Origin of the sequence: Acinetobacter sp. V2 (assembly GCF_001188385.1) — a bacterium.
Taxonomy (GTDB): Bacteria; Pseudomonadota; Gammaproteobacteria; order Pseudomonadales; family Moraxellaceae; genus Acinetobacter; species Acinetobacter oleivorans.
The window spans coordinates 439,980-440,280 of the sequence record NZ_JZFB01000003.1 but is presented as its reverse complement, the minus strand read 5'-3'; the positions used below and the strand labels follow the sequence as shown (position 1 = coordinate 440,280).

The following is a 301-nucleotide window of genomic DNA, read 5'->3' as shown; positions in this document are numbered from 1 at the left end:
AGAACCTTTAACCGACAAGGTTGGATAACGTGTTAAACGTGTCTGTTCCTTTTGTGCCTTGGCAACTTCAACACTGGCTTGAGCCGCAATCATTTTTGGGATGGTATTAAACTCAGGTTCGCCATATAAATCAGATTGTTTCACCAAATCATCTGAAATAATCCAACCCGTGCGCGAAACATCTGCACCCAATAATGTTCTTAAATGTTGTTGGTACTGACGCAATAATGATTGTTGTGCAATCAAACCAGACTGGGCAGCTTGTAAATAAGACTGAGCTTGAATCGGGTCAGCCTGACTA

The 301-nt window shown here is 41.9% G+C and carries 1 pseudogene; it reads right to left on the bottom strand.

The window, feature by feature from the left end:
• Positions 1-301 (bottom strand): annotated as a pseudogene (locus UC75_RS22565) (RND transporter); the annotation flags it as partial.